This window comes from Bacteroidales bacterium MB20-C3-3, from assembly GCA_035609245.1.
In the GTDB taxonomy this organism is placed as follows: domain Bacteria; phylum Bacteroidota; class Bacteroidia; order Bacteroidales; family UBA932; genus Bact-08.
On sequence record CP141202.1, the window covers coordinates 1,853,156 to 1,879,846 of the forward strand.

Annotated in this window: 36 protein-coding genes; 30 read left to right on the forward strand and 6 right to left on the reverse strand. The window is 41.3% G+C overall.

Features of this window, described 5'->3' with window-relative positions; all coding sequences use genetic code 11:
* Positions 1–12 precede the first annotated feature (12 nt).
* Both U5907_08415 and U5907_08420 read right to left on the reverse strand, forming a co-directional pair.
* Entirely contained in the window at positions 13–2,082 is a 2,070-nt protein-coding gene (locus U5907_08415) for a S9 family peptidase (GenBank protein WRQ32598.1), read from the reverse strand.
* 91 nt (positions 2,083–2,173) lie between these two features.
* On the reverse strand, positions 2,174–4,189 hold the full coding sequence (locus tag U5907_08420; protein ID WRQ32599.1) for a TonB-dependent receptor: 2,016 nt from the start codon (positions 4,187–4,189) through the stop codon (positions 2,174–2,176).
* Positions 4,190–4,295: 106 nt separating this feature from the next.
* Here U5907_08420 and U5907_08425 point away from each other — a divergent pair, with 106 nt between their 5' ends.
* The 5 genes from U5907_08425 to U5907_08445 all read left to right on the forward strand — a co-directional run bounded on the left by U5907_08425 (position 4,296) and on the right by U5907_08445 (position 9,265).
* Positions 4,296–5,399, forward strand: a complete 1,104-nt coding sequence (locus U5907_08425; GenBank protein ID WRQ32600.1) for an amidohydrolase — start codon at positions 4,296–4,298, stop codon at positions 5,397–5,399.
* Entirely contained in the window at positions 5,396–5,965 is a 570-nt protein-coding gene (locus U5907_08430; GenBank protein WRQ32601.1) for a nitroreductase family protein, read from the forward strand. The genes U5907_08425 and U5907_08430 overlap by 4 nt, the downstream gene beginning before the upstream one ends.
* A 123-nt stretch (positions 5,966–6,088) precedes the next feature.
* Complete coding sequence (locus tag U5907_08435; GenBank protein WRQ32602.1) at positions 6,089–6,358, forward strand: hypothetical protein; 270 nt, start codon at positions 6,089–6,091, stop codon at positions 6,356–6,358.
* Positions 6,303–6,779 (forward strand): M20/M25/M40 family metallo-hydrolase, encoded by a 477-nt coding sequence (locus U5907_08440; GenBank protein ID WRQ32603.1) that lies wholly within the window; start codon positions 6,303–6,305, stop codon positions 6,777–6,779. Before U5907_08435 ends, U5907_08440 begins: the two co-directional genes overlap by 56 nt.
* Complete coding sequence (locus tag U5907_08445) at positions 6,776–9,265, forward strand: DUF5686 family protein (protein WRQ32604.1); 2,490 nt, start codon at positions 6,776–6,778, stop codon at positions 9,263–9,265. Before U5907_08440 ends, U5907_08445 begins: the two co-directional genes overlap by 4 nt.
* Here the strand turns inward: U5907_08445 and U5907_08450 are convergent.
* Positions 9,227–9,826 (reverse strand): phosphoribosylglycinamide formyltransferase, encoded by a 600-nt coding sequence (locus tag U5907_08450; protein ID WRQ32605.1) that lies wholly within the window; start codon positions 9,824–9,826, stop codon positions 9,227–9,229. The two genes, U5907_08445 and U5907_08450, sit on opposite strands and share 39 nt — an antisense overlap.
* A 203-nt stretch (positions 9,827–10,029) precedes the next feature.
* Between U5907_08450 and U5907_08455 the strand changes: the two genes are divergently transcribed.
* Both U5907_08455 and fabF read left to right on the forward strand, forming a co-directional pair.
* Positions 10,030–10,266 carry an acyl carrier protein gene (locus tag U5907_08455; GenBank protein WRQ32606.1) on the forward strand — a complete coding sequence of 79 codons (237 nt, stop codon included), beginning with the start codon at positions 10,030–10,032 and terminating at the stop codon, positions 10,264–10,266.
* Between the two features lie 19 nt (positions 10,267–10,285).
* Positions 10,286–11,542, forward strand: a complete 1,257-nt coding sequence (gene fabF / locus U5907_08460) for a beta-ketoacyl-ACP synthase II (protein WRQ32607.1) — start codon at positions 10,286–10,288, stop codon at positions 11,540–11,542.
* A gap of 79 nt (positions 11,543–11,621) precedes the next feature.
* On the opposite strand, the gene U5907_08465 is transcribed toward fabF, so the two are convergent.
* Both U5907_08465 and U5907_08470 read right to left on the reverse strand, forming a co-directional pair.
* Entirely contained in the window at positions 11,622–13,004 is a 1,383-nt protein-coding gene (locus tag U5907_08465; protein WRQ32608.1) for a DUF4270 family protein, read from the reverse strand.
* On the reverse strand, positions 12,967–13,806 hold the full coding sequence (locus U5907_08470; GenBank protein ID WRQ32609.1) for a glycogen/starch synthase: 840 nt from the start codon (positions 13,804–13,806) through the stop codon (positions 12,967–12,969). Before U5907_08470 ends, U5907_08465 begins: the two co-directional genes overlap by 38 nt.
* 61 nt (positions 13,807–13,867) lie before the next feature.
* On the opposite strand from U5907_08470, the gene U5907_08475 reads away from it, so the two are divergent.
* The 4 genes from U5907_08475 to U5907_08490 are packed head-to-tail and all read left to right on the forward strand — an operon-like array spanning position 13,868 to position 16,596.
* Positions 13,868–14,776, forward strand: coding sequence for a permease-like cell division protein FtsX (locus U5907_08475; protein ID WRQ32610.1), 909 nt, complete (start codon positions 13,868–13,870; stop codon positions 14,774–14,776).
* Between the two features lie 12 nt (positions 14,777–14,788).
* Positions 14,789–15,037 carry a DUF3098 domain-containing protein gene (locus tag U5907_08480; protein ID WRQ32611.1) on the forward strand — a complete coding sequence of 83 codons (249 nt, stop codon included), beginning with the start codon at positions 14,789–14,791 and terminating at the stop codon, positions 15,035–15,037.
* Complete coding sequence (locus U5907_08485; GenBank protein WRQ32612.1) at positions 15,037–15,825, forward strand: undecaprenyl-diphosphate phosphatase; 789 nt, start codon at positions 15,037–15,039, stop codon at positions 15,823–15,825. The genes U5907_08480 and U5907_08485 overlap by 1 nt, the downstream gene beginning before the upstream one ends.
* A 12-nt stretch (positions 15,826–15,837) precedes the next feature.
* On the forward strand, positions 15,838–16,596 hold the full coding sequence (locus tag U5907_08490) for a UDP-2,3-diacylglucosamine diphosphatase (GenBank protein ID WRQ32613.1): 759 nt from the start codon (positions 15,838–15,840) through the stop codon (positions 16,594–16,596).
* Here U5907_08490 and U5907_08495 read toward each other — a convergent pair.
* Positions 16,586–17,266 carry a DUF4294 domain-containing protein gene (locus U5907_08495; GenBank protein WRQ32614.1) on the reverse strand — a complete coding sequence of 227 codons (681 nt, stop codon included), beginning with the start codon at positions 17,264–17,266 and terminating at the stop codon, positions 16,586–16,588. The genes U5907_08490 and U5907_08495 overlap by 11 nt on opposite strands.
* Positions 17,267–17,282: 16 nt before the next feature.
* On the opposite strand from U5907_08495, the gene U5907_08500 reads away from it, so the two are divergent.
* The 19 genes from U5907_08500 (at position 17,283) to rpsM (ending at position 26,690) form a co-directional block, all read left to right on the forward strand.
* Positions 17,283–18,350, forward strand: a complete 1,068-nt coding sequence (locus tag U5907_08500) for a dipeptidase (protein ID WRQ32615.1) — start codon at positions 17,283–17,285, stop codon at positions 18,348–18,350.
* Positions 18,351–18,584: 234 nt separating this feature from the next.
* Positions 18,585–19,004 (forward strand): 50S ribosomal protein L16, encoded by a 420-nt coding sequence (rplP, locus tag U5907_08505; GenBank protein WRQ32616.1) that lies wholly within the window; start codon positions 18,585–18,587, stop codon positions 19,002–19,004.
* Between the two features lie 19 nt (positions 19,005–19,023).
* Positions 19,024–19,224: a 50S ribosomal protein L29 gene (gene rpmC, locus U5907_08510; GenBank protein WRQ32617.1), complete on the forward strand. Its 201-nt coding sequence runs from the start codon at positions 19,024–19,026 to the stop codon at positions 19,222–19,224.
* Between the two features lie 5 nt (positions 19,225–19,229).
* Positions 19,230–19,484 carry a 30S ribosomal protein S17 gene (gene rpsQ / locus U5907_08515; GenBank protein ID WRQ32618.1) on the forward strand — a complete coding sequence of 85 codons (255 nt, stop codon included), beginning with the start codon at positions 19,230–19,232 and terminating at the stop codon, positions 19,482–19,484.
* 3 nt (positions 19,485–19,487) lie between these two features.
* Positions 19,488–19,853, forward strand: coding sequence for a 50S ribosomal protein L14 (gene rplN, locus U5907_08520; protein WRQ32619.1), 366 nt, complete (start codon positions 19,488–19,490; stop codon positions 19,851–19,853).
* 18 nt (positions 19,854–19,871) lie between these two features.
* Entirely contained in the window at positions 19,872–20,195 is a 324-nt protein-coding gene (gene rplX / locus U5907_08525) for a 50S ribosomal protein L24 (GenBank protein ID WRQ32620.1), read from the forward strand.
* Positions 20,195–20,842, forward strand: coding sequence for a 50S ribosomal protein L5 (gene rplE / locus U5907_08530; GenBank protein ID WRQ32621.1), 648 nt, complete (start codon positions 20,195–20,197; stop codon positions 20,840–20,842). The genes rplX and rplE overlap by 1 nt, the downstream gene beginning before the upstream one ends.
* A 16-nt stretch (positions 20,843–20,858) precedes the next feature.
* On the forward strand, positions 20,859–21,128 hold the full coding sequence (gene rpsN / locus U5907_08535) for a 30S ribosomal protein S14 (GenBank protein WRQ32622.1): 270 nt from the start codon (positions 20,859–20,861) through the stop codon (positions 21,126–21,128).
* A 102-nt stretch (positions 21,129–21,230) separates the two neighbouring features.
* Positions 21,231–21,626, forward strand: a complete 396-nt coding sequence (rpsH, locus tag U5907_08540) for a 30S ribosomal protein S8 (protein WRQ32623.1) — start codon at positions 21,231–21,233, stop codon at positions 21,624–21,626.
* Positions 21,627–21,657: 31 nt separating this feature from the next.
* Positions 21,658–22,218, forward strand: a complete 561-nt coding sequence (rplF, locus tag U5907_08545) for a 50S ribosomal protein L6 (GenBank protein WRQ32624.1) — start codon at positions 21,658–21,660, stop codon at positions 22,216–22,218.
* Positions 22,219–22,232: 14 nt separating this feature from the next.
* Positions 22,233–22,595, forward strand: a complete 363-nt coding sequence (gene rplR, locus U5907_08550; GenBank protein ID WRQ32625.1) for a 50S ribosomal protein L18 — start codon at positions 22,233–22,235, stop codon at positions 22,593–22,595.
* Positions 22,596–22,604: 9 nt separating this feature from the next.
* Positions 22,605–23,123 carry a 30S ribosomal protein S5 gene (gene rpsE, locus U5907_08555; GenBank protein ID WRQ32626.1) on the forward strand — a complete coding sequence of 173 codons (519 nt, stop codon included), beginning with the start codon at positions 22,605–22,607 and terminating at the stop codon, positions 23,121–23,123.
* Between the two features lie 11 nt (positions 23,124–23,134).
* Positions 23,135–23,317, forward strand: a complete 183-nt coding sequence (rpmD, locus tag U5907_08560; GenBank protein WRQ32627.1) for a 50S ribosomal protein L30 — start codon at positions 23,135–23,137, stop codon at positions 23,315–23,317.
* A gap of 15 nt (positions 23,318–23,332) precedes the next feature.
* Positions 23,333–23,779 carry a 50S ribosomal protein L15 gene (gene rplO / locus U5907_08565; GenBank protein WRQ32628.1) on the forward strand — a complete coding sequence of 149 codons (447 nt, stop codon included), beginning with the start codon at positions 23,333–23,335 and terminating at the stop codon, positions 23,777–23,779.
* 8 nt (positions 23,780–23,787) lie between these two features.
* Positions 23,788–25,110, forward strand: a complete 1,323-nt coding sequence (gene secY / locus U5907_08570) for a preprotein translocase subunit SecY (protein WRQ32629.1) — start codon at positions 23,788–23,790, stop codon at positions 25,108–25,110.
* Between the two features lie 24 nt (positions 25,111–25,134).
* On the forward strand, positions 25,135–25,905 hold the full coding sequence (gene map / locus U5907_08575; protein ID WRQ32630.1) for a type I methionyl aminopeptidase: 771 nt from the start codon (positions 25,135–25,137) through the stop codon (positions 25,903–25,905).
* 26 nt (positions 25,906–25,931) lie between these two features.
* Positions 25,932–26,150 carry a translation initiation factor IF-1 gene (gene infA / locus U5907_08580; protein WRQ32631.1) on the forward strand — a complete coding sequence of 73 codons (219 nt, stop codon included), beginning with the start codon at positions 25,932–25,934 and terminating at the stop codon, positions 26,148–26,150.
* Between the two features lie 11 nt (positions 26,151–26,161).
* Entirely contained in the window at positions 26,162–26,278 is a 117-nt protein-coding gene (gene ykgO, locus U5907_08585) for a type B 50S ribosomal protein L36 (protein ID WRQ32632.1), read from the forward strand.
* A 34-nt stretch (positions 26,279–26,312) separates the two neighbouring features.
* A complete protein-coding gene (gene rpsM, locus U5907_08590) occupies positions 26,313–26,690 on the forward strand; it encodes a 30S ribosomal protein S13 (GenBank protein ID WRQ32633.1) in 378 nt (125 codons plus the stop codon).
* Position 26,691 lies beyond the last annotated feature (1 nt).

A 26,691-nucleotide genomic window follows, 5' to 3' on the forward strand; every position in this document is an offset into this window, starting at 1 on the left:
TCTGTTAATTTATTAATTTTTAAGCCATTTATCAAGCCATGAGTAGAATACCCTGTTCCATTGAATGCTGTTCTGTGGTTTTAGAATCCAGTGATTTTCACCAGGGAAGAGGAGTAATTCGGAAGGGACACCAAGTGCCTGAGCAGCATTAAATGCAGCCATTCCCTGATCTACAGGAACTCTGTAGTCCATTTCACCATGAGTAATGAGGATAGGCGTATCCCAGTTTTTCACAAGTTTGTGAGGTGAGCTTGCATAGTGCCTGTTGGCAACCGGGTTATTGTCCCATGGTGCACCACCGTTGTCCCAGTGCGGGAACCACATCTCTTCTGTGGTCATATACATATGCTCCTGATTGAAGATGCCGGCATGTGCAATAAATGCAGAAAACATACCTTTATGAATTCCGGCAAGGTAGAATACAGAATATCCACCGTAGCTAGCACCCACAGCACCCACTTTACCCACAAATTTCTCCTTTTTCATCTCTTTAACTGAAGAGAAGTAATCTTGCATATTCAGGCCAGGATAGTCTCCTGAAATCTGATCTGTCCACTCCTGTCCAAAGGCGGTGGTTCCTCTTCTGTTTGGAAGGATAACTATATAGTCATTGGCAGCCATAAGCTGGAAGTTCCAGCGATATGACCATCCCTGGCTAAGAGTTCCCTGTGGCCCTCCAAGGCAGAAGAGCAATGCAGGATAAACCTTTGTGGAGTCAAAACCCGGAGGATAGACAACCCACATATGCATATCCTTATTATCAACAGTCTTAATCCATCTCTCCTCAACTCTTCCCATTGTTATCTGATCAAGGAGGTGCTTGTTCTCAAATGTAAGTTGAGAAAATGTTCCATCAAGAGGGTTGATTGAAACAACTTCAACAGGCATTGACATGCTTTTGTATGTGCCCACAAGTTTATCCCCTGCAAGCTGTACACCATCAAAATCAAACTGGTCCTGAACCACCTGCCTGATCTCCCTGTCTGCAAGATTTACAAGATATACACCTGTAAGAGCCTTTACACAAGATGTGAAATAGAGACCGGAGCCATCCGCCAGCCATGTAATTGACTCGGCATTATAAGGAAAATCTGTAGTTAGCTCAGTTTTTACCTTTGTCTCAATATCCATGATAAAGATTCTCTTTTTGTCTGCCTCAAACCCCGCTCTCTCCATTGATATCCAGGCAATAGTTTTACCATCAGGTGAGAAGAGCGGATCCGTGTCATAGCCCGGCATTCCATCAGTTATATTTTCGTGAGTCTTCTCAGCAATATTGTAAATATAAATATCTGTATTTGTAGAGAAAGCGTACTCTTTTCCGGTAAGTTTTCTGCTGGAGTATGCAATTGAGAATCCATCAGGGCTCCAGTTCAGCTGGTCAATACCACCAAAAGGCAGTACAGGCAATTCATAAGGCTCATTCTCCAGTATATCTGTAATATTGCTGAGCCCCTTGCCGTCAAAGTCAGCTATAAAAGTGTGGGGAATGGTTTCAACAAAATGATCCCAGTGTCTGTACATAAGATCTGAGTACATTCTTCCGTTTGCTTTGTCAAGATCCGGCCACAAATCCACAGCCTTTTTGTCAGCTTTAACATCGCTTACAAACATAATTTTACTCCCGTCAGGCGAAAAATCAAATTCGTTTATCCCATTCTCGTAGTCGCTTACCTTTTTTGCACCAGTCCCGTCGGCTTTCATCATCCATAACTGTCCGCCTGAAAGGTATGCAATCTCGTTACCGTTATTTATCCACCTTGCATTGTTCTCGCTGCCGGATGTGGTAGTAAGCTGCTTCTGATCAGAACCATCGGCGTTCATAACAAACAGTTCCCTGTTGTTTTTATTTTGAGGAATACTGGTATATGCTACCCCGTAAAGAATCTTTGAACCGTCCGGTGATACCTGAGGGTCTGATACCTTTCCCATACTATGCATCACTTCAGGAGTGAGTCTTCCCCCCTCAACTGTAATGTTGCTTTTTGTGATTAGCTCTTCCGGCTGCTTTCCGGAGTCTCCTCCGCAAGAGGCGGCAATTAAAGCAGTTGAAATTAACATAGTGAATAGTTTACTTTTCATAGAATATTTTGAGTTATTATTTAATTCAGTTATATAAAACGTAAAAATAATTTATTTTTTTAATAATTTAAGTAATAATAACGAATAGCCATTATAGGTTCAGCGAAAGCCCGACTTTTATCCACCGGCCCGGCTGAGGCAAATTTCCAAGGTAGAGGTAATCTGTGCCAAAGAGATTTGTCGCCTCAACGGATACCCTCCATTTTGGCTCACTCCAGACGACTTTTACATCTGCCAGGGCAAAAGATTTATAAGGTACCTCGGAAGAGTTTGGCCCGAGCCATGTTCCCTCTCTCTTTTGAAAACTCAGGTCCCACCTTGCAGAGAGTTTCCCAAAAATTTTATGGTCTGCGAAAGCAGTTGCCTTATGCCTGAGAAAGTCAGTGGCATAGAGCGAAAGCAGTCCGTCAGTTTTCTTTGAAACATCCAGAAATGCATAAGTCACACCTGCACTGTTCAGGAATGAGTTTGTCCAGCTTCTGGTTACTGACACTTCAATGCCAGCCGTAATAACATTGGTAATGTTACTGGCCTGCCACTGGTCAGATCCGCTTGTCCTTGTCCAGTCAATAATGCTGAACCCATATCTGTAAAATCCCGACAGAGAGGCTCTGAGCCCCGATTTTGCATACCTCAGACCAAGCTGTCCCGATACAGCCTCCTCGGGTTTGAGATCCATATTCCCTGTCTGGTTGGGACTCTTGTAGTAGAGGTCGGTAAATGTAGGCTTTCTGAAAGAGTTGTTTACCCATGCGTTCGCCTCAAGATATGGTGATATGCTGTATGCAGCACTTGCACCGCCATAGATGCGCATGTTCTCTGCTACAAGCACACCTGCCGTGAATCTCCACTGTTCCATCTGAAGAATATGTTTAGCATAGGCCGATGGTGTCTGCCTGCTTTTGCTTCGCGTATACTGAGTCCCCTCCGGAGAGTAGTGCCCGCTCTCCCCCTCAATGGGATCGCCAAGCACAGTACTGTAAATGTTTTCAAACCTGTATCCGGCACCAACGAGTGTTGTACCTGCTTTGCCCCAGCGTCTTGCTGCCTGAATATCTGCTCCGGCAACATCGCTGCGGTGGTAGTTGTGCCCCTGATACCACGGAGCCGCTTCATATCTGAAGAGTTCAAACCTGTCAAAATGCCTTCTGTGGTATGCAATAGCCTTAATTTGCCAGTAGCCGCTCCTGTATATGTACTGAAGGGATGATAGCCAAAGACTTGTCTCTTCAAATTGCTCCGGATATGCTGCTGTATAAAAGCTGTTAGCTCCGAATGCCTTATGCTGATATCCTGCCTGAGCATAAATCTTGTGCTTATTGCCCTTTGTTGCAAGAACACTGGTAAACAGATTCAGAATATCAAAGTCTGTATTATCTGAATAACCATCTGAGCGGCTATATCCTCCTCCCGCCTGGGCAGACAGATTCCATTTACCGTTGTTTTTTGCATATTGGAGATTTGCATCACCCTTGAAGTATCCGAACGAACCTCCGGTGAGGGCAAGTGATATTCCCTTTTTTGCAGGATTTTTTGTGATTATATTGATTGCACCGGCATATGCCACTGAGCCCTCTGACCAGGCCCCGGGTCCGTGCAGGATTTCAATCCTCTCAATCTGAGAGATCTCAACAGGAATATTAAGAGAGTGGTGTCCGGTTTGCGGGTCGGTATAGTTGACCCCGTTAATCATGACCATTGTCTGGTCAAATGTTCCTCCAAGAATGTTCAGATCAGACTGAACCCCTTCGCCTCCCCGTGTACGGAGGTCGGTTCCCTGGAGATATCGCAACAGATCGGGGAGATTGTTTACCGCAGCCCGCTCAATCTCTGCCTGCTGAATTACTGCGACAACTCTTACCAGAGGCTGGAAGGGCGTGGGTCGTTCTGTATTGATTATTAATTCTTCAAGTGCGCGGATAGTGTCGTTTCCGCTTTTCTGGTTGCTCTGAGCCAGCAAGGGCTGACCATTCATCACTAAAATTGAGTAGGCGACAGAGAGGACACCAATCTTAATCACCTTTCCCAGGGAAGCAAAAGCCGCCCAGGGAGTCCGTTTCCATCTTTTAAAACAGATGGGTTTGGTTTTTCTTTTGTTGTTGTACATAAATTTAGTTTTTCTGTTGCGAAGGCGCAAAAATAGAAACTAAAAGGATGAGAGCACAAATAAAAATTGTAAATTTGATTAATTAACCAGCAATGTCAATACCAGAATGGAATCCCTAAATCTCGCCCTTGTCAGGGCAGAACTTCACTTAACTCCGGAATATTCCCACAAGGAGAATCTTACCGCAGATACCATACTCAGATATATCAGGGCAACTGAACCTGATGAGCTCTACACCGGAATTGGAGGGCATGGTATTGTGGCCGGCTACAGGGGTGTCTGGCCGGGAGACTCGCTTATGTTCAGGTGTGAGATGGATGCCGTTCCAACAGAACATGGTCCGAACCACCTCTGCGGACATGATGGCCATATGGCAATCCTCATTGGTGTGGCAAATGTTATTTCAAAGGCACGGGACTACCCGGGTAAGGTGTGGCTCTTTTTTCAGCCTGCAGAGGAGATAGGAGAGGGGGCTGCCCGTATGGTGGTGGATATCTCAAAGCACAGAATCAGCTTTGATTACTCCTTTGCCCTGCATAACAATCCAAGACACGAACTAAACAAGGTTATAATGTACAGCGATGTTTATGCGGCCGCATCTGTGGGAATGGAACTGCTCTTCTCAGGCTCGCCTTCACATGCTGCCTTCCCCGAGCAGGCTGCCAACCCAACCTACGCAATCATTAACATTGTGGAGGAGATTAAGCGGATGAACTCAGACAAAAGGCTTTTTCATAATTTTGTTCTGGGAACCGTGGTAAACGTTCATATTGGTGAGGCAAACTACGGAGTGACTCCCGGTTCGGGAATTATCAGGGTTACACTCAGAGCCTATGACGAGAATGATCTTAACCTCTTCTGCCGCAAGATAGAGAGCTTTGCAGGCGAAAAGGCATCGGCCTCCGGTCTTAAGGTAGATATAACATATCATGACCGCTTCCCCTCTACAAGAAATAATGTACTTGCATCCAACATGGTACTTGAGGCTGCTCAAAAACTGGGAATTCCTGTTGAATGGGCTCAGGCCCCATCAAGAGGTTCGGAAGATTTTGCTCACTTTACATCTATCTCAAAAGCCTGTTTCTTTGATATTGGAAACGGCAAGGAGAGCGATGATATTCACCGCGAAGGTTACAGGTTCTCGGATGAAATACTGGAACCTGCAGTAAGATTATACAGTTCAATAATTTATAACAGACAATCAAAATGAATTTCAGGAGTTTGACAATTGCACTTCTTGCATTAATCTTAACTACATCAGTTATGGCACAGACAACACCCGCAATTGAAAATATATTTGCCCGCAAAAGCGTTAGGCAATATACAGAACAGAAGGTAGAGCAGGCTACACTTGAGCTGCTCATAAAGGCCGGAATGGCTGCGCCTACAGGTATGAACAAACAGCCGTGGGAGTTCATTATTGTAACAGACAGGGCAATGCTTGAAAAATTTGCGGCACTTCTTCCATATGCAAAGATGGCTGCAAAGGCTCCTGCCGCCATTGTTGTGGCAGGAAATCCAAAGGTTTCTGAATACTGGTATCTCGACTGTTCAGCTGCAACGCAAAATATTCTGCTTGCTGCCGAATCCCTGGGCCTGGGAGCAGTATGGACTGCCGCATACCCCTATGAAAAGAATATGAACATCATTAAGGAGGTTCTTTCAATTCCGGAACCATACCTTCCACTTTGCCTGATTCCTCTTGGATATCCAAAGAGCGAAACAAAGGCAAAGGATAAATGGAAACCAGAAAAGGTACATCAGAACGGCTGGTAAGATGAGAAAAACCCTCTCTCTGATAATCTTTGTCTTAGTCGCATCCACTCTTAAAGGTCAGATATACTCAGGCAGAGTTACCGACAAAGAGGGGCGGGCGATTCCTTTATATTCAGATGTGAAATGGACGCTGTGCCAACAGAGTCAGGTCCTGTTCATTTATGCGGACACGACGGACACATGGCTGTGCTGATCGGCCTGGCAGAGGAGGTGGGAGAGGGAGCATCACTAATGGTAGCTGAACTCTCACGCCTGAGAGTGAATTTTGACTATGCATTTGCTCTTCATAACAAACCAAATAAAGAGCTTAATAAAATTCTGATGTACAAAAATGTCTATGCTGCATATCAGAGATTTTGCACTGGGCACTGTTATAAATGTGCATATTGGTGATGCAAATTATGGCTTTACACCGGGAACAGGAGCAATCAGAGCTACTTTAAGGGCATACGACGAGATGGATCTCAATCTTTTCTGTAGAAGAATTGAAACATTTGCGAGGGAAAAATCAGCAAAAGCTATGTTAAATGTTGAGATTACTTATCATGATAGATTTCCTGCTACAACTAACAATGCTTTTGCCTGCAGTATGGTGGAGGAGAATGCAAAAAAACTGGGTATGAATTTTGAATACTCAAAATCTCCGGAAAGAGGATCTGAGGACTTTGCCCATTTTGCCAGTATATCTAAAGCTTGCTTTTTTGATATTGGCAATGGATTTGACGGAGACGATATTCACAGGGAGGGTTACAAGTTTAATGATTCAATACTTGAAAGTGCACTTAGATTATACTACACAATAATATTCAAATGACATCTTACCCTAAGAGCCTCTCTAAACTTCTCTTGTTGCTGATTTTTACATTCTGCGTTTACCGGTTAAATGCTCAAATATTTTCAGGGAGGGTAACAGACAGAAGAGGTGAGGGTATCCCATTTGCTACTGTATATATACATGAACTTAAGTCCGGAATAAGTGCGGACTTAAACGGCGAGTTTCTCTCAAAGTTATCCCCCGGGAGATACACACTGGAAGCCTCCTCACTTGGTTTTAAAAGGGAGCAGTTTGTTGTTGAAATGGGTAATATAAACTTATACAGAACTTTAGTCCTTGAAGAGATCTCTTATGAGCTTAACGAGGCCCTTTTTTCAGGCAGAAGAGATGACAGAGGGAGTGTGATTATGAGAAAAGCAATAGCCAAAGCGCCCTATTTCAAGTACCAGGTCAGAGAATATGATGCAGATAGTTATCTCAAGGGAACTTTTAAGATAACCAAGGTGCCGGCCCTGCTTAAACTCAAGTCAATGAAGGATAAGGTGAATCTCTTCACCGGGAAGTTGTTTCTTCTTGAGTCTTTTTCAACAGTAAAGTTCTCCTTTCCGGATAAATATGAGCATACTATAAAAGCCTTTTCAAGTACAATCCCTGATGAGATTAGCCCCGGTGATTACTCTGTGCTTATGAAATCCTCAATTTACGATCCTCAGATATTTGGACTTGTATCACCTTTGTCTCCAAAAGCATTTTCTTATTATAAATTTATTTACCAGGGGGTATCAAATGAATCAGGCAGAGTAGTCAACAAGATTCTGGTTGTCCCAAAAAGGGGGAATTCGAAACTTTTTGCAGGAACACTTTATATTGTTGATAATATGTGGAGTGTCTCATACGCAGAGTTAGTCTCTGAGCAATCGGGAATTAAGACAAACATAAAGGTAAACTATAATGAGGTGGCAGACGAAGTTTTTCTTCCAACAACATATAACATTAATGCATCAATTGATGTTATGGGAGTTAAAGGGGAGGGACGGTTTTACTCATCAATGAAATATACAAATCTTAAAAGGAACTCAGCCACTATCTCAAATCCTGTCACTCAGGTTAAACCAGTCGTAAAGGAGAGGAGTCTTGAAATTAAAGAGACTCCATCAAATACAACAGTTAAGGTAGACTCCTCTGCCAATAAAAGAGACTCGGCCTATTGGCTTGAAGTAAGAAAGGTGCCTCTCAGGGTTGATGAGGTTGTCTCTTACCAGAAATCCGATAGCATCAAGATTGAGTTCAGGGAGATAGAAAAGAGGGATTCTGTAAAAAATCAGAATAGTGGTAAAGGAGGCTCAGCACTTGAGCAAATTTTGTTTGGACATAAATATAAAGTTTCAAAAGATCTCTTTTTTTCATTCGGGGGTCTTTCAAAAGTTGTAGGAGATTTTAATTTCGTTGACGGATACCAGTTGGGGCAGAATATTTCTATCAATTATAACGCTATAAAATTTACCCCTTTGAAATTTGATGCATCTGCATACTACTCACTTCAAAGAAGGCTTATGTTGTGGAGTACATCGCTAAGTGTGAGACATTCTCCGCTAAAAAATGGTTTTGTGAATATATCTGCAGGAAGAGAAAGCTCAGACATCAGTGATAACCCGGGGGTAAACAGGTTTATTAATTCATACTCATCCTGGTTATTTGCAATAAACCCTGTTAAACTGATGGATAAAAAATATTTTGAAATAACAACAGGGATTGATATTGCAAACGGGCTGCAATCATCTGTATCTATTGCTCATAATACCTATTCACAACTTGTAAATGGTGATTATAAAAGTCTTTTTGGTGCCCTCCCGGAGTTAAATATTCCCGAGAATATATATGGAGGAGAGGTTCTTAACTTATCCTCATTTATGGCATCGGCTTCTCTGCAATTTACTCCAAGGTATTATTACAAAATTGATAATGGATACAAGAGGTATGTAAAGTCTTCATATCCCACATTTACGGTTAAGTTCATAAAGGCTTTCAAAGGTTTTAATGCACAATCATCCTGGTCAAGGTTAGAGACAGGCATCAGGCAAAAAATTAAAACAGACATATACTCTTCTCTTTCCTATAATATTAATGCAGGGGTATTCCTATCCTCTTCAGTTGTCTCTTTGCCGGACTATAAACATTTTGCTGCCTCTGATCATATATTTTCCAACGAACTTTTTGATAACAGATATTTGATGCTTGGGGGATATCTCCTCTCTACAAGGGACTCCTGGGTAGATTTAAAAGTAAATTACAATACTGAGTATCTTTTACTTAAAAGGTTGCCTTTTCTCAATACACCGCTAATAACAGAATCTTTGCACTTAAAATCACTTTGGCTTCCAGGAGATGGAAGACATCATACTGAATTAGGTTATTCTATTGGAATGGATGATTTGGGCAGAGCAGGTCTCTTCGTCTCGTTTAACGGAATAAGATACAAAGGGGTCTCATTCAGAATCACTATTCCCCTTTTTAAAGCTCAATAGATAATTTTCAACAGTTTCCGGGAAATATCTGTACTCAAGCAAATGAATTTTTGATGCAAGAGTATCAGGTGTCTCATCTTCATTTACATAACAAATACTTTGGAAAAGGATTTTCCCATTGTCATAAACTTCATCAACAAGATGTATAGTAATTCCACTCTCTCTCTCGCAAGCGTCTATAACAGCTTTATGAACTTTTAGCCCGTACATCCCCTTTCCTCCATATTTTGGGAGAAGCGATGGATGTATATTTATTATTTGATCTCTGTACCTTTCAATGATTCTGTTTGGTATTTTCAAAAGAAATCCGGCCAGAATAAGGGAGTCTACTTTATACTTATCAAGGACTGAGTCTACTAACATTGTGTCATTCAATTCAAATGGTGAAAAAGTATAAGAAGGGACATTAAGATTTCTAGCCTTTTCAAGCACAAGGGCATCATTTTTGTTTGATAAAATGAGTACAACTTTTATGTACTTTGAATTAGAGAAGTGTTTTATAAGATTCTCTGCATTTGTTCCTGAACCAGAAGCAAATATGGCGATATTAATTTGACACATTATCAGAAATTTAGCTCCAAAGTTAATTAAAAAAAATTAACTGAGAAATGCCGGAATAATTACACTCTGTTTATAACCACTCAGTTAATTAAGGATATTAGGTTTCACTTGCATAAATTTTTATAATTCGTTTTTTTTACTTTCCTTTGCAAACTAATTTTGAAATAACTAAAACCAGATTTATTAACTAACTATTTAAAATTATGGCAGATATTACATCTAAGGTTAAAGCCATCATCGTAGACAAGCTTGGCGTAGACGAGTCAGAAGTTACTCCTGCAGCCTCTTTTACTAACGATTTAGGTGCCGATTCACTTGACACTGTTGAGCTTATTATGGAGTTCGAAAAGGCATTTGGTATAACCATTCCGGATGAGGCAGCAGAAAAGATCTCTACAGTTGGAGATGCGATAACATACATCGAAAACAACGCTAAGTAATAATTACACAAGTATAAAAATGCAATTAAAAAGAGTAGTCGTTACAGGGATTGGAACGATAAATCCACTGGGAAACAATATTTCAGAATATTTTAATAATCTGGATAATGGTAAAAGCGGTGCATCTCTAATTACCCGTTTTGACGCTTCACTTTTTAAAACCAAATTTGCTTGTGAAATTAAAGACTTCGATCCTGAAAAACATGGTATTGACCGTAAAGAGGCAAGAAAACTTGACCTGTTTGCTCAGTATGCGCTTGCTGCCACTTCAGAGGCAATCTCAGATTCCGGTATAAATACGGAAACTGTTGATTTAGACAGAGTGGGGGTAATTGTTGGTTCAGGAATTGGCGGAATTGAAACGATGTTTCAGGAAATAAAGGGCTATGTTGAGGGTGGATGCACTCCTCGATTCAGCCCTTTCCTTATTCCTAAAATGATTCCGGATATTGCGGCGGGTCACATATCTATGAAATATGGCTTCAGGGGACCAAACTTCACAACTGTGTCGGCTTGTGCCTCCTCTACTCACGCAATGACTGATGCCTTTAATTATATCAGACTTGGTAAGGCTGATATTATCGTTACCGGTGGGTCAGAGGCGGGAATCTCTGTACCAAGCATTGGTGGTTTTAACTCAGCCCAGGCGCTCTCAACAAACAACGAAAATTGGCAAACAGCTTCCAGACCATTCGATAAAACCAGAGATGGTTTTGTTATGGGAGAGGGAGCAGCAATGCTTATTTTTGAAGAGTACGAGCACGCAATAGAAAGAGGAGCCAGAATTTACGCAGAGGTCTCAGGCGCAGGTCTGAGCGCAGATGCTCACCATATCACTGCACCACATCCGGAGGGATTAGGTGCTTTGCAGGTTATGAAACTTGCTTTGGAGGATGCTGAATTTAAACCGGAAAATGTTGATTACATTAATGTCCACGGAACTGCAACTCCACTTGGAGATATTGCTGAACTTAAGGCTGTTAAGAGTCTCTTTGGAGAGCATGCTTATAAATTAAATATAAGCTCTACAAAATCAATGACCGGTCACCTACTTGGTGCAACTGGTGCTGTTGAGGCTCTTGCATGTATTCACGCAATTAATTCAGGAATGGTGCCACCTACAATTAACTTTGAGCACGAGGATCCTGAGATTGATTATAAACTCAATCTTACCCTTAACAAATCTCAGAAGAGGGAGGTAAATGTTGCAATGAACAACACTTTTGGATTTGGAGGACACAACTCCTGTATTATCTTCAATAAGCTAAAGAAATAACTTTAGTCTTTACTAAAATTTAACAAGCCACATCATACCGATGTGGCTTGTCTCTTTATATATAAGCTTCAAGGAAAATCTATGGTATAATAGCGTAAACAATCTTAAGTTTAGGTTTCCTTACGGCAGTGTTGCCATTTAGGACACCTTTGTAGTAGATTGTATTGTCAATAAAATAATTGACTTCTCCTGTCATAGAATTTGTACTGGATGAAACAGGCATAATATAAGCCTTAAGTTCATAGCTTTTTGTAAGCTCTCCTTTTAGCAGGCTTTGGAAATATGATGTTATGTTGAGATTGTATGTAAGAAGTGATTTGTTCATATTTCCTTTGTCATCAGTAAAGGAGATCTCATTCAGAAGCTGATAATATTTTCTGCTGTTGTATGCCTCTCCATCTGATTTTGTAGCCAGGTATAATTGAGGAGGATATTGTGACAGGACTTTGTAGTTCTGCGGGTATTCATATGGGAAAACAAGTTCAGCTTTGGATATTACTATCTTATCAACGGGAGTATTTATACTGGCTGCCCAATCTGATATCATACCCCTGACTTGTGTCATATCAATGAATGGCTTAACTCCTGCAAGCCCCTCAACAAACATCTTTTCACCCGGATTTTCTGTTTCAATAACAGATGATGTGTGATTTATTATATTAAGATTTAAGTCTGTGTCTGTTGTATAATAGAATATTACACTGTCTTTTTTCTGAATCTTGGAGTCAGTGTGGTTATATGAGAGAGCCATAGTAATTGATGATGGTACAATAATATTAAATCTCCCACCAACAAGTGAACCTGGCAAAGGGTCTGTTTTAATTACAAATCCCTTGAACCGTTTAACAAATAATTCCAGACTATCCATCTCTTCATGAGAAGCAGTAAGGAGCTCTCTTGCATAATCGGCAGGGAGTTCAATATTAAGGGTGTCGCCCCCAAAGTATGTATTGCCTCCAGGATTTAGAGGATTTGAATCGTAGTCTGCCTCAGAAATGGAGTTATTGTACATTTTGAGTGAATCCAAATCTGTAAGGAGTCTGTGTATATATATATTCTGAGGTATTCTGCTGTCAACTTCGTCAAGTACAATATTACCTGTAACCTGGATAAACATCCTCAGGTAGTTTATTCTGGGGTCTGTACCAAATCCGTTAGTGTCTTTCTGAGGATACATTCTGAATGCTCCGTATGATGTTGTTACACCCAGATCACTATCTTTGTTTGCTCCTACAACAAGAGCCCCGGAGGTCATAGTCTGAAGACTGTCAGAACTTTTCATCTGTACAGGAAGATCAAACTCCTTTATGGCAATTTTGAATATCTGGTCAGATGGAACAAGTCCTTCACCGGCCTTTTTGTCAACTGTAATACAGGAAGCCACCAAGAAAAGAGAGGCGGCAAGCACAATAATTTTTGAAGGGTTAAACCTTTTTGTCATCTCTACCCAGAATTTGGTCATAAAAATTTTTGTAATCTTGTATATAAGAGTTTTCCGGGTGGTCTATCTCCCTGTATGGGAGAAATTTTGCATGGGATGATGCAATGGCCGACTCCAGTTCGGCAGGCAAATCGCTGCTTCCGGCTATAACTCCGTTTGAGTACTGTATGGCTAACTTAGCAAGATTTATGCCATTTGCCGGATTTAAAACTTCCAGGTCTTTATTCCTTATGCCTGGTACTATAATTTTTGATTTAGTCTCTTCGTTAAACTCCAGGTCAAGAGAGTCATTATATAAAGAGAGAACTACCTTGCTGTCTGTAAAAATAGGGTCGTCGCTGTAAACTTTCCTGAGATACAAAGGCAGGAATTGAGAAATCCACCCCTGACAATGTATAATGTCCGGTTTCCATCTTAGCTTTTTCACAGTCTCAAGTACACCTCTTGCAAAGAAAATGGCTCTTTCATCATTATCATTGAAATAATTATCGCTGTCATCCCTGTAAACATACTTGCGATGGAAGTAATCCTCATTATCAATGAAGTACACCTGCATTCTGGCAGCTGAAATTGAAGAGACTTTTATAACAAGAGGTCTGTCAATATCGTTAATAATAATATTCATGCCGGAAAGACGGATTACTTCGTGGAGCTGGTACCGGCGTTCGTTTATAGTGCCGTATCTCGGGACGAAGGATCTGATTTCAGCTCCGCTCTCCTGTATCCCTTGAGGAAGATATCTGCCCACTGTCGCAATAGTTGACGAAGGCATGAAATGTTCCATCTCGGAGTTTACAAAAAGAACTTTTACAGGTTCGCTCATATTCAGAATAGTGTATAAGTTAGGCAAATTCACTACAAAGATAATAAATTTAATTTAATTGATGAGTTTTTATATCTTTGGGGCTTTGTATATGAAGAGGCGAGATAACAAAAGTGTTGCAAGGAGGTTTCTGCATTCGTACCTCTCTTCACTGATTAGCATAACTTTAGTGCTTGTGCTTGCTGGTACAGGTGGTTTGGTGGCTGTCAATGCTGCCGGAATGAGAGATTATTTCAGGGAGAATCTAACTCTTTCTGTGATTTTCGATGCAAGTGTTTCTGATGAAAGTGCAAAGAGGCTTACTGAGATTATTGCTGCTAAAACTTTTGTGAAGAGTGCAGATTTTATTTCACAAGAGCAAGGAACACAAGAGATGAAAGAAATATTGGGAGAGGACTTTCTTGATGTATTTGATTTTAATCCTGTTCCTCTTTCAGCTGATATTCATCTTAAATCCGAGTATGTTCACCCGGACAGTTTAGAGAATGTTGAGGCTGAGATTATGCTCAATCCAGGGATAAGAGAGGTTGTATGGGAGAGAACCCTGATAGAGGTTGTAAGTAATAACCTGGAAAAAATAGGTGTTGTTTTACTTATAATAATTTCATTGCTGCTTTTTATTTCATTCTTCCTCATAAATAATACAGTAAGATTGAATGTGTTTTCAAAAAGGTTCACTATTCACACAATGAAACTGGTGGGGGCTAAAAGCTCTTTTATAAAAAAACCTTTTATGACTCACGCTGTTGTTCAAGGGCTTATTTCAGGAGTTCTTGCATCCGGTATTCTCTGGACAATTCTTTTTTTTATTAGAAGGGATTTCCCTCAGATACATAATATGATGGACCCCGTTCTTTTAATTTACCTTTTTGCAGGAATTTTATTGTCGGGAATAGTACTTTGCATAATAAGCACTCTTCTTGTTCTCAATAAGGTATTGTCACTTCCGGCAGACGATTTATACTATTAAAAATCAATATATATGACAAAGAAAATTGCAGAAGATGATCCAAGATTTGCAATACATCCGAAAAACCTGATTCTTATTATAGCCGGATTGGCTCTTATGGTTATTGGATATTTACTGATGATTGGCGGTGGCACTAAAGATCCGGATATTTTTACCGGGGATCAGCTATTCAGTTTCAGGCGTATTGTTGCAGCACCCGTGCTGATAATTGCCGGTTTTGTTGTTGAGATTTATGCCATAATGAAGAAACCTTCAAAATAATGGAGTGGTTTGAAGCAATATTGCTAGGATTAGTTCAGGGACTTACCGAATTTCTGCCGGTCAGCAGCAGCGGACATCTAACTATAGGTAAAGCATTACTGGGAGTTGATGTTTCAAACCTTAAATTTGAAGTGGTGGTTCATGCTGCAACAGTTATGAGCACACTGGTTGTTTTCAGAAAAGATATCATTAGCCTTTTAAGGGGACTCCTGAAATTCAAAATGAACAAGGAGACTGAATATCTTTTTTTTATCGCAGTATCAATGATTCCTGTTTTTGTAGTGGGAATGTTTTTCAAAGAGCAGGTTGAGAGTATTTTTGGTTCAGGTCTTCTAGTTGTGGGAATATCTCTTATTGTAACGGCGCTCCTTCTCTATCTGACAGGTGTGATAAAACCTGCAGAGAAAAAACTCACATACGGCAGAGCATTTGTAATCGGAATTTCCCAAGCCATAGCGGTATTGCCCGGGTTATCAAGATCCGGAGCAACAATTTCAACGGGGATGCTGCTAGGATTAAAGAAAGAAGAAATTGCAAAATTCTCCTTTTTAATGGTTCTTGTCCCGGTTTTGGGAGAGGCATTTCTGGAGTTAATTTCCGGAGAGTTCACCGCCCCTTCCTCTGAAATATCGCCGTTAGCCCTGGCTTTGGGATTTGGAGCTGCATTCATATCGGGACTCTTTGCATGTAAAGTTATGATTGCACTGGTTAAGAGAGCAAAACTGCTCCCCTTTGCAATATACTGTGCAATTGCCGGAGCAATTTGTCTTCTCTCTTTGATTTTTTAAATTGTGGTTAAAATGGAATTAGAAAGAGATTACTCCTGTTTCATATCTGATGTTCACCTTGGATTAAAGGTGGGTGATTATGCAGAGAGAGAAAAGAGACTGGTCTCTGTTATTGAGTCTCTTCCTGCAGAGACCACATCTTTGTACCTGCTTGGAGATATATTTGATTTCTGGTATGAATACAAATATGTGATTCCAAAGGGATATTCAAGGTTTTTTGGAGCATTGTCCAGACTTAGTGACAGGGGGGTGAAGATCTACTTTTTCAAGGGAAACCACGATGTATGGGCATTCGGATATTTTACAGATGAATTTTCTGTGAAGATTTTGGATCAGCCTTACTATACCAGAATTGGCAACAAAACCTTTTGCCTTGGTCACGGAGATGGATTATCCGGGGACGATAAAAAATATCTGTTTTTAAGATCAGTGTTCCATAGTAAGATTCTGCAGAGGCTTTTCAGTAATATTCATCCAAGATGGGCATTTGCCCTTGCAAACAGATGGTCTACCCATAACAGACTATACAAAGGGGGAGAGTACAAATTCAGAGGGGAGGAGGATCCGTTGTATGGCTATGTATGCAAGGCCGAAATCTCATCTCCGGCGGATTATTTTATTTTTGGGCATCTCCATACACCAGGAGAGATTTCTACACCTTTAGGGGGCAGAATGTATGTGTTGGGAGAGTGGATTAATGGTTGTCAGTATCTTCTTTACGAATCCAAAACAGATACAATGGAGTGGAGGAGCGGGTTGATTAAAAAATAGAGTAAAACAGATAGTCAAATGTTCCGTTATTGTACATCTGTACAAGATCTTCAGTAATTCTGTCTTCTCCGAATTTATCATATGGTTTCCTTAAATCAGACCCGAACAACCGTGCAACACCCTGCCAGAATACCGCATTAAAACCACCTTTATACTCTTTAATCAACTGGTAAGAACTCTGTCCAATCTCTCTGTCAATAAGTTTTAAGAGCAACTTTCCCTGAGATATTGTCATCTTTCTGAGAGGTTTCTCAAATTCTGCAAAAAGCTGTTTCTCAAAATCCTTGATAAACTTTTCTCTGCTCTTTGAAGTAAACTTCCTGCTTGCAAGAACTGAATCTGCTACCAGAACCTTCTCTTTTGCCATAAGGGCATACGGGTATGCCATTCTAAAGTTGTAAACAAGCCTGGAGAACTCTCTCCACTCTCTTCCTCTCCTCTTACTGTCCGGCCAGTTAAAAAGGTAGGTGTCTCTGATTCTTATCTGATATACTGTGTCCCCATCCTCAATTTTGTACCCTACCTCATATCCCCTCCTTTGTTCCTGGGCAAATGCATTAACAGGAGAGAAAAGAAGAAGTTGTGTAAATAGGATAATTCCCAGATTAAAAAAGAGTATTCTATTAAGTTTCATTGCAGATATCTCAAATTTCTTATTTTTGAGGTTCATATGCAAATTTAAAGCCATGAAACACTTTCAGGTACTTGTACTAACAACGATCTTATCTTTAACTTTCACCTCTTTATGGGGGCAAAATGAAAAAGAGCTTACTGAGGCAGCTGAAAAATTTCACGCCAGGTATTTCACTATAGACACACATAATGATACAGCACTACATCTTAACTATCCTGACAGAGGGCACAGTGTTACAAAAGGGCAAGTCACTTTTCCCATGATGAGAGAGGGGGGGCTTGATGCAGCCTTTTTTGCAATTTTTCTTGCTCAGGGACCAAGAGATGATAAGTCTCACATTGATGCAAGAAACAATGCAGAGGGGGAGCTTGTTAAGTTCCTGGAGTATGTGAAAAATCAGGATGGTGTAAGAGTCGCTCACAGTGCTCTGGATTTAATAAACAATAAAAGAGATGGGTTTCTCTCCGTAGTACCAGCTCTTGAAAATGGATATCCTATTGGTAAGGATTTATCGCTGATTCAATATTTCCATAATTTGGGGGTTAGGGCAATAACTTTGTGTCACAATAAAAATAATGAAATATGTGATGCCTCCATGGATACAATAAGAGAGCATAACGGGCTCTCTCCGTTTGGAGTCTCTGTTGTAAAAGAGTTGAACAGGCTCGGGATAGCTATAGATGTCTCTCACGCATCTGTTGAGACGCTAAAAGATGTTCTTGAGGTGAGTACAATGCCCGTAATTGCTACTCACTCAGGGGTGTGGTCCATTAAACATCATAACAGGAATCTCAGAGATGAAGAGATAATGGCAATTGCTCAGAGAGGTGGGCTTATCCAAATAGCTACTGGTAGATTCTTCCTCTCGGACAAACCAAAAGACCAGGTAACTGTAAAAGACATAGCAGATCATATTGACCACGCAGTTAAAATTGCGGGGATTGAGCATGTAGGGCTTGGTACCGATTTTGACGGTGGGGGAGGAGTAGTTGGGCTGGAAAATGTATCTAAAATGAAAAATCTGACGATAGAACTTATGAGAAGAGGGTATAGTGAGCATCAGTTGTCCAGATTTTGGGGAGAAAATTTACTTGACTTTTTGAGAAGAATTCAAAAATGATTGAATCGCATCTCTCGCTGTAAATCAATTTTTTTGGTGCAAAAAAAATCTGTCGAAAATGTGTAAAAAAAGTCATCATTCTTTTGCACGTTTGATTTTTTGTGTATATTTGCAACCCGCTAAAAGTATGTCCTGTATTGATATAAGTCTAAGGGACAGACATTTAGCCTATAAATATAGTTGACCAAAGCGCAATTAGATATTTACCGTTATCGTTAAACTGTAAAAGAAAAAATGTTACAACCTAAAAAAACCAAATTCAGAAGGCAGCAGAAAGGCCGTATGAAGGGGATCGCACAAAGAGGGAATCAACTCTCTTTTGGATCTTTCGGGATCAAGACAACAGAGTCTTGCTGGCTTACAGGTCAGCAGATAGAGGCTGCCCGTCAGGCTGTTGTTCGTTATATGAAACGTGAGGGACAGATTTGGATTCGTGTTTTCCCCGATAAACCATTTACCAAAAAACCTGCAGAGGTTCGTATGGGTAAAGGTAAGGGTGCACCTGAGGGATTCGTTGCTCCGATTACTCCGGGCAGAATCCTGATAGAGGCAGAAGGTGTTCCGCTCGAGATAGCTAAAGAGGCACTCAGACTTGGCGCACAAAAACTGCCGGTAGTTACCAAGTTTGTAGTTCGCAGAGATTACACTGAATAACATTTAATGAAGAAGTAAGATGAAAACTCAGGAAATTATAGAGTTGTCCGTAAAGGATCTTAGAGAGCGCATCGAGTCTGAGAAGGCTAACCTGTTGCGTATGAAGATGAATCACGCTATTTCTCCGTTGGATGATTTATCTCAGATTAAGAAAGCAAGAAGAAACATTGCCAGAATGCTCACTGTATTGAGCCAGAAGGAAACAAATCAGAGCAAATAGAAGACATGGAAAGAAATCTTCGCAAAGAAAGAATTGGTGTAGTGGTCAGCAGCAAAATGGATAAATCTATTGTTGTAGCTGTTAAAAGAAAGGTAAAACACCCTATATACGGCAAGTTCGTAAATAAAACCACTAAGTTTGTTGCTCATGACGAAAAAAATGAATGTAGTGAAGGTGATACCATCCGCATCATGGAAACCCGTCCGCTGAGTAAGACAAAGCGCTGGAGACTAGTAGAAATTGTAGAAAAAGTTAAATAAGCTATGATACAGCAAGAATCGAGATTATTGGTGGCTGACAACAGCGGAGCAAAGGAGGTTCTTTGTATCCGTGTGCTTGGGGGAACCCGCCGCCGTTATGCCGGAGTAGGCGATAAAATTGTTGTTACCGTAAAGAGTGCTATTCCCGGCGGTGACGCTAAAAAGGGAACTGTTTCAAAGGCGGTGATAGTAAGAACTAAAAAGGAGATCCGTCGTCAGGACGGTTCATATATCCGTTTTGATGATAATGCTTGTGTGCTGCTCAATAACCAGGGAGAGGTAAGGGGTACCCGTATCTTCGGCCCGGTTGCCAGAGAGCTTCGCGAAAACTATATGAAGATTGTATCATTGGCACCTGAGGTGCTATAATTAAATGGTATTAGTAATATGAATAAGAAACTACATATTAAGAAAGGCGATACAGTCTATGTAAATGCCGGAGACGACCGCGGAAAGACAGGCAAGGTTCTCGAGGTACTTACAGATAAAGATCGCGCCATTGTTGAGGGAATCAACATGGTAAGCAAACATACCAAGCCCAATGCAAAGAGTCCGCAAGGAGGAATTATCAAGCAGGAGGCTGGTGTTCATATCTCAAACCTGCAGGTGGTAGACCCGGTTAAGGGTGGCCCGTCTCGCATTGGTCGCAGATTGAATGATAAGGGAAAACTAGTTCGTTACGCGAAAAAATCTGGAGAGGAGATTAAATAATGGCAAGTACAAAACCAACAGCAGCACCTAAGGCTGCAAGCAAAGGAAAAGCTGATAAAGCTGCAAAAGTTGAGGGAGCTCAAGTTGTAGCTAAGGGTTACATTCCTACTCTGCAGAAGAGATATAAGGAAGAGATAACTGCAAAGCTTATGAAGGAGTTTGGATACACTTCAGTTATGCAGGTTCCCAAACTCTCCAAGATTACAATCAATCAGGGAGTGGGCTCTGCAACAGCAGATAAGAAACTGGTTGAGATAGCTCAGCAGGAACTTACAATAATCAGTGGACAAAGAGCTGTTCTTACATATTCACGTAAGGATATATCAAACTTCAAACTTCGTAAGGGGATGCCTATTGGAGTAAAGGTAACACTTCGCGCAGCGAAGATGTATGAGTTTCTGGAGAGACTTGTAGCTATTTCGCTCCCAAGAATCAGGGACTTCAAAGGTATTAACGAGAAGTTTGACGGAAAAGGAAACTATACGCTTGGCGTAAAGGAGCAGATCATCTACCCTGAAATAGACATAGACAAGGTTACAAAGATTCTCGGTATGGAGATAACTTTTGTAACTACTGCCAGCAAGGATGAAGAGGCTTATGCACTTCTCCGCGAATTCGGTCTGCCTTTCAAAAATATTAAGAAATAATATAAAGAGATAGATAATGGCAAAAGAATCAATGAAGGCACGCGAAGTAAAACGCGCTAAACTATGTGCCAAATATGCAGAAAAACGCAAAGCACTTAAAGAGGCTGGCGATTATGCCGCTCTGGATCTGCTTCCAAAAAACGCCAGCCCGGTTCGTATGCACAATCGTTGCTCGCTTACCGGTCGTCCAAAGGGTTATATGCGTGTTTTCGGTATCAGCCGTATCCAGTTCCGTGAGATGGCAAGCAAGGGCCTTATACCGGGCGTTCGCAAGGCAAGCTGGTAGAAAATTTGCGACTTGATGTCGCATTTACATATTAATTTAATAATCATTGGATATCGGGCACCTTTTTGGGTGTCGCATTACCAAAGCAAAAAGAAAGAAAAAATGACTGATCCAATTGCAGACTTCCTGACCAGAATTAGAAATGCTTCTATGGCAGGACACAAAGTTGTAGAGATTCCGGCTTCAAAAATGAAGCTCGAGTTAACCCGTATTCTTCACGAAAAGGGTTATATTCTGAGTTACAAACTTATTGAGGGAACTCCATTCAACACAATTAAGATAGCACTTAAGTATCATCCTGATTCTAAGAAATCTGCTATCAAAAAGATTACAAGAATAAGCACACCTGGTCTAAGAAGGTATGTAGGCGTTGAGCAAATGCCTAGAGTACTGAATGGTCTGGGAATTGCCATTATCTCTACATCAAAGGGTATCATCACTGATAAAGAGGCGAAAGACCTTAATGTTGGGGGAGAGGTAATTTGCTATGTATATTAAAAGAATTATTTATTAAAACAATTTATTAATAATGTCACGAATAGGAAAATTACCTGTAAACCTTCCGTCCGGTGTGACTCTCTCAGTTGAGCCGGGAAACGTTGTAAAGGTTAAAGGCCCCCTGGGTGAGATGGTTCAGAAAGTGGACGCAGACATCACCGTGGAAATTGAGGGGAGCACTGTAAAAGTAACTCGTCCTACAGATCAGCCACGCCATCGTTCAATGCACGGTTTGTACCGTTCACTTATTCAGAATATGGTTACCGGCGTATCTCAGGGATTTACCATCAAACAGGAGTTTGTTGGTGTGGGTTATCGTTGTGAAGTTAAGGGACAAGTTATTGAGATGAGCCTTGGTTACTCTCACGACATCCACTTGATGATTCCTTCTGAAGTAAAAGCCAGCGCAGAGGTTGTGAAAAAAGGTGCAAACCCTGTGTTAACACTTACCAGCCATGACAAGCAACTGCTGGGTATGGTAGCTGCTAAAATACGCTCGCTGCGTAAACCTGAACCATACAAAGGAAAAGGTATTAAGTTTGTGGGTGAACAACTTCGTCGTAAAGCAGGTAAATCTGCCAGCGCTAAATAATAAGGAGAAGAGATATGGCTTTAAATAAAATTCAAAGAAGAAAGAGAATACAGCACCGCATTCGCAAAGTTGTAAGTGGTGTTTCAGAAAGACCAAGACTGGCTGTATTCAGAAGTAACAAGCAGATATATGTTCAGCTTATTGACGATGTCAATGGAGTAACTCTTGCAAATGCAAGCTCTCTTGACAAATCTATCGTTGAGGAGTGTAAAGGGAAATCCGGAGTAGAGGTTGCTAAACTGGTTGGTAAACTTGCCGCACAGCGCGCTATCGAAAAGGGCATTAATGAGGTGTCTTTCGATCGTGGAGGCTACCTATATCACGGAAGAGTTAAAAGTTTGGCAGATGCCGCCCGCGAAGGTGGTCTTAAATTCTAGTAACTGACTATGACAAATATAAACGTAAAGAAAGTTAAAACAACCGATCTGGAACTTAAGGACAGATTGGTGGCAGTTAAGAGGGTTACCAAGGTAACCAAGGGTGGACGCCACTTCAGTTTCGCAGCCATAGTTGTGGTTGGTGATGAAAGAGGTGTTGTAGGTTACGGCCTGGGCAAAGCTAACGAGGTTACTACTGCTATCTCTAAGGGTATTGAGGATGCTAAGAAGAATCTGGTTAAGATTCCTCTTAACAAGAAGACAATCCCTCACGAGCAGGAGGCTAAATTTGGCGGAGCAAGGGTATTTATGAAACCGGCTGCCGAAGGTACAGGAGTAAAAGCGGGTGGTGCGATGCGTGCAGTATTTGAATCTGTAGGTATTCACGACGTCCTTGCTAAATCCAAAGGCTCTTCAAACCCTCACAATCTTGTAAAGGCTACAGTTGCAGCTCTTCTTGAAATGAGGGATGCATACACCGTTGCAGGTTTGCGTGGTGTTCCAATGAATAAGGTATTTAAAGGCTAGGAGGAAAGAAGATGACAAAATTTAGAATCACGCAAGTCAAAAGCAGCGCTCGCGCTACAGAAAGACAGCAGGCAACCCTGGCCTCTCTTGGAATTCGCAAAATCCACCAGATTGTGGAGGTTGAAAATAATCCTGTGATCAAGGGTATGATAGAAAAAGTTTTACACCTTGTAAAGGTTGAAGAAATTAACTAATAGGAGAGCATTGAAATGAAATTACATAATCTAAAACCAGCTTCAGGAGCCACAGGCAGAGAAAAAAGGATTGGAAGGGGTGAAGGTTCGGGTCACGGTGGTACATCTACCCGTGGTCACAAGGGTGCTCAGTCTCGTTCCGGTTACTCACGCAAGCCGGGTTTTGAGGGAGGTCAGATGCCTCTCCAGAGAAGGCTGCCAAAATTTGGATTTAACAACATCAACAGAGTGGAGTTTAAGGCTATCAACCTTTCAACTCTTCAGGAACTGAACGAGAAGAGGGGAGTTGAGATAATCAATCTTGACACTCTTGCCCAGTTTGGTCTTATCTCAAAAAATGATAAGGTTAAAATTTTGGGAAATGGTAATCTTACCGCAAAACTTGATGTTACAGCACACGCATTTTCAAAATCGGCCATAGCACAGATTGAGGCACAGCAGGGTAAGGCTACAAAAATCTAACGAAGCCCATGAAAAAATTTATTGAAACAATCAAGAACATTTTCAAGATAGAGGAACTTCGCAAGAGGATAGTTTACACTGTACTTTTGTTATTGGTTTACCGCCTTGGAAGCTATGTAGTTCTTCCGGGTATCGACCCTACTCAGTTGGATCAGTTGCAGAGTCAGGCATCCGAAGGTTTGCTGGGACTTCTCAATATGTTCTCGGGTGGTGCATTCGGAAATGCTTCAATTTTTGCTCTGGGCGTGATGCCGTACATTTCGGCATCTATCGTTATACAGCTTCTTGGAATTATGATTCCATATTTCCAAAAGCTGCAGAGAGAAGGAGAGAGCGGAAGGAGAAAGATGAACCAGTGGACAAGGTATCTTACCATTGTTATTCTTGCACTTCAGGGTCCTGCCTACATGGCAAACCTGCATGTGCAGCTTCCTGAAGCGGCATTCCTTTTCAAAGGGTTTACATTTAATGTATTTGCAACCGTAGTACTCGTTGGTGGAACAATGTTCATCATGTGGCTGGGTGAGCGCATTACCGATCGCGGCTTAGGTAATGGTATATCACTCATAATCATGGTGGGAATCATCGCAAGACTGCCTTTTGCCCTTTTAGCCGAGGGTGGAGCCAGGGTAAGCCAGAGCGCCGGAGGTGGTGTTTTGATGCTTATTGTGGAGGGCATAATACTGTTCTTTGTATTTGTTGCTACAATAGCACTGGTGCAGGGGACAAGGAAGATTCCTGTTCAATACGCCAAGAGGATTGTTGGTAACAAACAATATGGTGGAGTTCGTCAGTATATCCCGCTTAAGATAAACGCAGCCGGCGTTATGCCGATTATCTTTGCACAGGCTCTGATGATGTTCCCGCTAATTTTTGCCGGCTTTGACGCAACTCGCGGAATTGCCGCTACACTTACAAATCCTATGGGATTCTGGTATAACTTTATATTTGGACTCATGGTTGTGGCCTTCACTTACTTCTATACAGCAGTAACAGTGAATCCTACAATGATGGCAGAAGATATGAAGAAAAATGGTGGATTCATACCTGGTATCAAGCCTGGTAAGAAAACAGCAGAGTACCTTGATTCCATAATGTCTCGCATTACGCTTCCGGGATCAGTTTTCCTTGCGATTGTTGCAATCCTTCCGGCTTTTGCCAGTATGTTGGGAGTTGATGGTCAGTTTGCCCAGTTTTACGGGGGAACTTCACTGTTGATTCTTGTAGGTGTAGTACTGGATACACTACAGCAAATAGAGAGTCATCTCCTGATGCGCCACTACGATGGTCTTATGAAGACCGGTCGTCTGAAGGGCCGCTCAGGAATGTAATGACTCATTAAGTTCTTTCAAATAATGATAAGACTAAAAACTGAGGAGGAGATTGAGATACTTAGAGAGAATGCTCTCCTTGTATCAAAAACTCTTGCGGAGGTGGGACGGCATATAGCTCCGGGGGTAACAACCCTGGAACTTAATAAAATTGCTGAAACATTTATCCGTGACAATGGCGCTGTGCCTGCGTTCCTTGGATATGGTGGTTTTCCCTATACTCTCTGCATTTCTGTTAATGATGTTGTAGTCCACGGATTTGCATCAGATTACAGACTGACTGAGGGCGATATTGTTTCATTGGATTGTGGAACCTATATGAAGGGATTCTATGGTGATTCGGCATACACATTTCCGGTAGGAGAGATCTCTCCGGAGACTGAGAATTTGCTGAGGGTTACAAAAGAGTCTCTCTATAAAGGGATTGAAAAAGCAGTACACGGAAACAGGATGGGGGATATATCTTTTGCAGTTCAGGAGCACGTGGAAAAAGCGGGTTTCTCTGTTGTAAGGGAGATGGTTGGGCACGGAATCGGAACTAAACTTCACGAGTCTCCTGAAGTGCCAAACTACGGAAGAAGAGGTGACGGGAAAAAACTTACTGAAGGTCTTGTGATATGCATCGAACCAATGGTTAATGCAGGGGCCAGAAATGTCTATCTACACGATGACGGATGGACCCTAAGCACAACTGATAAGAAGAAATCTGCACACTATGAATTAATGGTGGTGGTTAAAAAGGGGAAACCCGATGTCTTGTCGACATTTGATTTTATAGAGAACAACAATAGTTAAATTATAAGGAGTACTATTAACAATATATGGCTAAACAAGCAGCTATAGAAAAAGAGGGAACAATTATTGAGGCCCTATCCAACGCGATGTTTCGCGTAGAGTTGGACAATGGTCATGTTATAATCGCCCATATTTCAGGCAAGATGAGGATGCACTACATCCGTATTTTACCTGGAGACAGGGTGAGGGTTGAGATGTCCCTGTATGATTTGACAAAAGGAAGAATTTCTTTCAGATACAAATAATAATTACAGATATGAAAGTTAAAGCATCCATTAAAAAGCGTAGCGAAGACTGCAAAATTGTAAAGCGCAAAGGTCGCTTGTATGTAATTTGCAAAAAGAATCCAAAATTCAAGATGCGCCAGGGTTAATTTAAATTGTAAACAATAAAGAGAATAGATACATATGGCACGTATAGCCGGAGTTGATTTACCAAAAAACAAACGCGGAGAGATAGGTCTTACCTATATCTACGGAATTGGTCGCAGTTCTTCACAGGCAATCCTTACCAAACTGGGGATTGATTACAACACAAAGGTGAAAGACTGGAATGATGACCAAATTGCTGCAATTCGTGGAATGATTGCATCGGAATACAAAATTGAAGGTGAACTTCGTTCATCGGTACAACTGAACATCAAGCGATTGATGGACATTGGCTGCTACAGAGGCATCAGACATCGTCTGGGACTGCCTACTCGTGGTCAGTCTACTAAGAACAACGCCCGTACTCGTAAGGGTAAGAAGAAAACAGTAGCTAACAAGAAGAAAGCAACTAAATAGA

Coding starts and splice junctions, on each gene's coding strand:
- rplO (WRQ32628.1), top strand. CDS start 23,333: ATGAAATTACATAATCTAAAACCAGCTTCAGGAGCCACAGGCAGAGAA.
- U5907_08440 (WRQ32603.1), top strand. CDS start 6,303: ATGCTGCATATCAGAGATTTTGCACTGGGCACTGTTATAAATGTGCAT.
- U5907_08490 (WRQ32613.1), top strand. CDS start 15,838: ATGGAATTAGAAAGAGATTACTCCTGTTTCATATCTGATGTTCACCTT.
- U5907_08500 (WRQ32615.1), top strand. CDS start 17,283: ATGAAACACTTTCAGGTACTTGTACTAACAACGATCTTATCTTTAACT.
- secY (WRQ32629.1), top strand. CDS start 23,788: ATGAAAAAATTTATTGAAACAATCAAGAACATTTTCAAGATAGAGGAA.
- rpmD (WRQ32627.1), top strand. CDS start 23,135: ATGACAAAATTTAGAATCACGCAAGTCAAAAGCAGCGCTCGCGCTACA.
- rplR (WRQ32625.1), top strand. CDS start 22,233: ATGGCTTTAAATAAAATTCAAAGAAGAAAGAGAATACAGCACCGCATT.
- U5907_08465 (WRQ32608.1), bottom strand. CDS start 13,004: ATGACCAAATTCTGGGTAGAGATGACAAAAAGGTTTAACCCTTCAAAA.
- rplP (WRQ32616.1), top strand. CDS start 18,585: ATGTTACAACCTAAAAAAACCAAATTCAGAAGGCAGCAGAAAGGCCGT.
- map (WRQ32630.1), top strand. CDS start 25,135: ATGATAAGACTAAAAACTGAGGAGGAGATTGAGATACTTAGAGAGAAT.
- ykgO (WRQ32632.1), top strand. CDS start 26,162: ATGAAAGTTAAAGCATCCATTAAAAAGCGTAGCGAAGACTGCAAAATT.
- U5907_08415 (WRQ32598.1), bottom strand. CDS start 2,082: ATGAAAAGTAAACTATTCACTATGTTAATTTCAACTGCTTTAATTGCC.
- U5907_08425 (WRQ32600.1), top strand. CDS start 4,296: ATGGAATCCCTAAATCTCGCCCTTGTCAGGGCAGAACTTCACTTAACT.
- U5907_08470 (WRQ32609.1), bottom strand. CDS start 13,806: ATGAGCGAACCTGTAAAAGTTCTTTTTGTAAACTCCGAGATGGAACAT.
- rpsE (WRQ32626.1), top strand. CDS start 22,605: ATGACAAATATAAACGTAAAGAAAGTTAAAACAACCGATCTGGAACTT.
- rplE (WRQ32621.1), top strand. CDS start 20,195: ATGGCAAGTACAAAACCAACAGCAGCACCTAAGGCTGCAAGCAAAGGA.
- U5907_08485 (WRQ32612.1), top strand. CDS start 15,037: ATGGAGTGGTTTGAAGCAATATTGCTAGGATTAGTTCAGGGACTTACC.
- rpsQ (WRQ32618.1), top strand. CDS start 19,230: ATGGAAAGAAATCTTCGCAAAGAAAGAATTGGTGTAGTGGTCAGCAGC.
- U5907_08450 (WRQ32605.1), bottom strand. CDS start 9,826: ATGTGTCAAATTAATATCGCCATATTTGCTTCTGGTTCAGGAACAAAT.
- U5907_08455 (WRQ32606.1), top strand. CDS start 10,030: ATGGCAGATATTACATCTAAGGTTAAAGCCATCATCGTAGACAAGCTT.
- U5907_08445 (WRQ32604.1), top strand. CDS start 6,776: ATGACATCTTACCCTAAGAGCCTCTCTAAACTTCTCTTGTTGCTGATT.
- rplX (WRQ32620.1), top strand. CDS start 19,872: ATGAATAAGAAACTACATATTAAGAAAGGCGATACAGTCTATGTAAAT.
- rpsH (WRQ32623.1), top strand. CDS start 21,231: ATGACTGATCCAATTGCAGACTTCCTGACCAGAATTAGAAATGCTTCT.
- rpmC (WRQ32617.1), top strand. CDS start 19,024: ATGAAAACTCAGGAAATTATAGAGTTGTCCGTAAAGGATCTTAGAGAG.
- fabF (WRQ32607.1), top strand. CDS start 10,286: ATGCAATTAAAAAGAGTAGTCGTTACAGGGATTGGAACGATAAATCCA.
- U5907_08430 (WRQ32601.1), top strand. CDS start 5,396: ATGAATTTCAGGAGTTTGACAATTGCACTTCTTGCATTAATCTTAACT.
- U5907_08495 (WRQ32614.1), bottom strand. CDS start 17,266: ATGAACCTCAAAAATAAGAAATTTGAGATATCTGCAATGAAACTTAAT.
- rplF (WRQ32624.1), top strand. CDS start 21,658: ATGTCACGAATAGGAAAATTACCTGTAAACCTTCCGTCCGGTGTGACT.
- rpsN (WRQ32622.1), top strand. CDS start 20,859: ATGGCAAAAGAATCAATGAAGGCACGCGAAGTAAAACGCGCTAAACTA.
- rpsM (WRQ32633.1), top strand. CDS start 26,313: ATGGCACGTATAGCCGGAGTTGATTTACCAAAAAACAAACGCGGAGAG.
- U5907_08480 (WRQ32611.1), top strand. CDS start 14,789: ATGACAAAGAAAATTGCAGAAGATGATCCAAGATTTGCAATACATCCG.
- rplN (WRQ32619.1), top strand. CDS start 19,488: ATGATACAGCAAGAATCGAGATTATTGGTGGCTGACAACAGCGGAGCA.
- U5907_08435 (WRQ32602.1), top strand. CDS start 6,089: ATGGACGCTGTGCCAACAGAGTCAGGTCCTGTTCATTTATGCGGACAC.
- infA (WRQ32631.1), top strand. CDS start 25,932: ATGGCTAAACAAGCAGCTATAGAAAAAGAGGGAACAATTATTGAGGCC.
- U5907_08475 (WRQ32610.1), top strand. CDS start 13,868: ATGAGTTTTTATATCTTTGGGGCTTTGTATATGAAGAGGCGAGATAAC.
- U5907_08420 (WRQ32599.1), bottom strand. CDS start 4,189: ATGTACAACAACAAAAGAAAAACCAAACCCATCTGTTTTAAAAGATGG.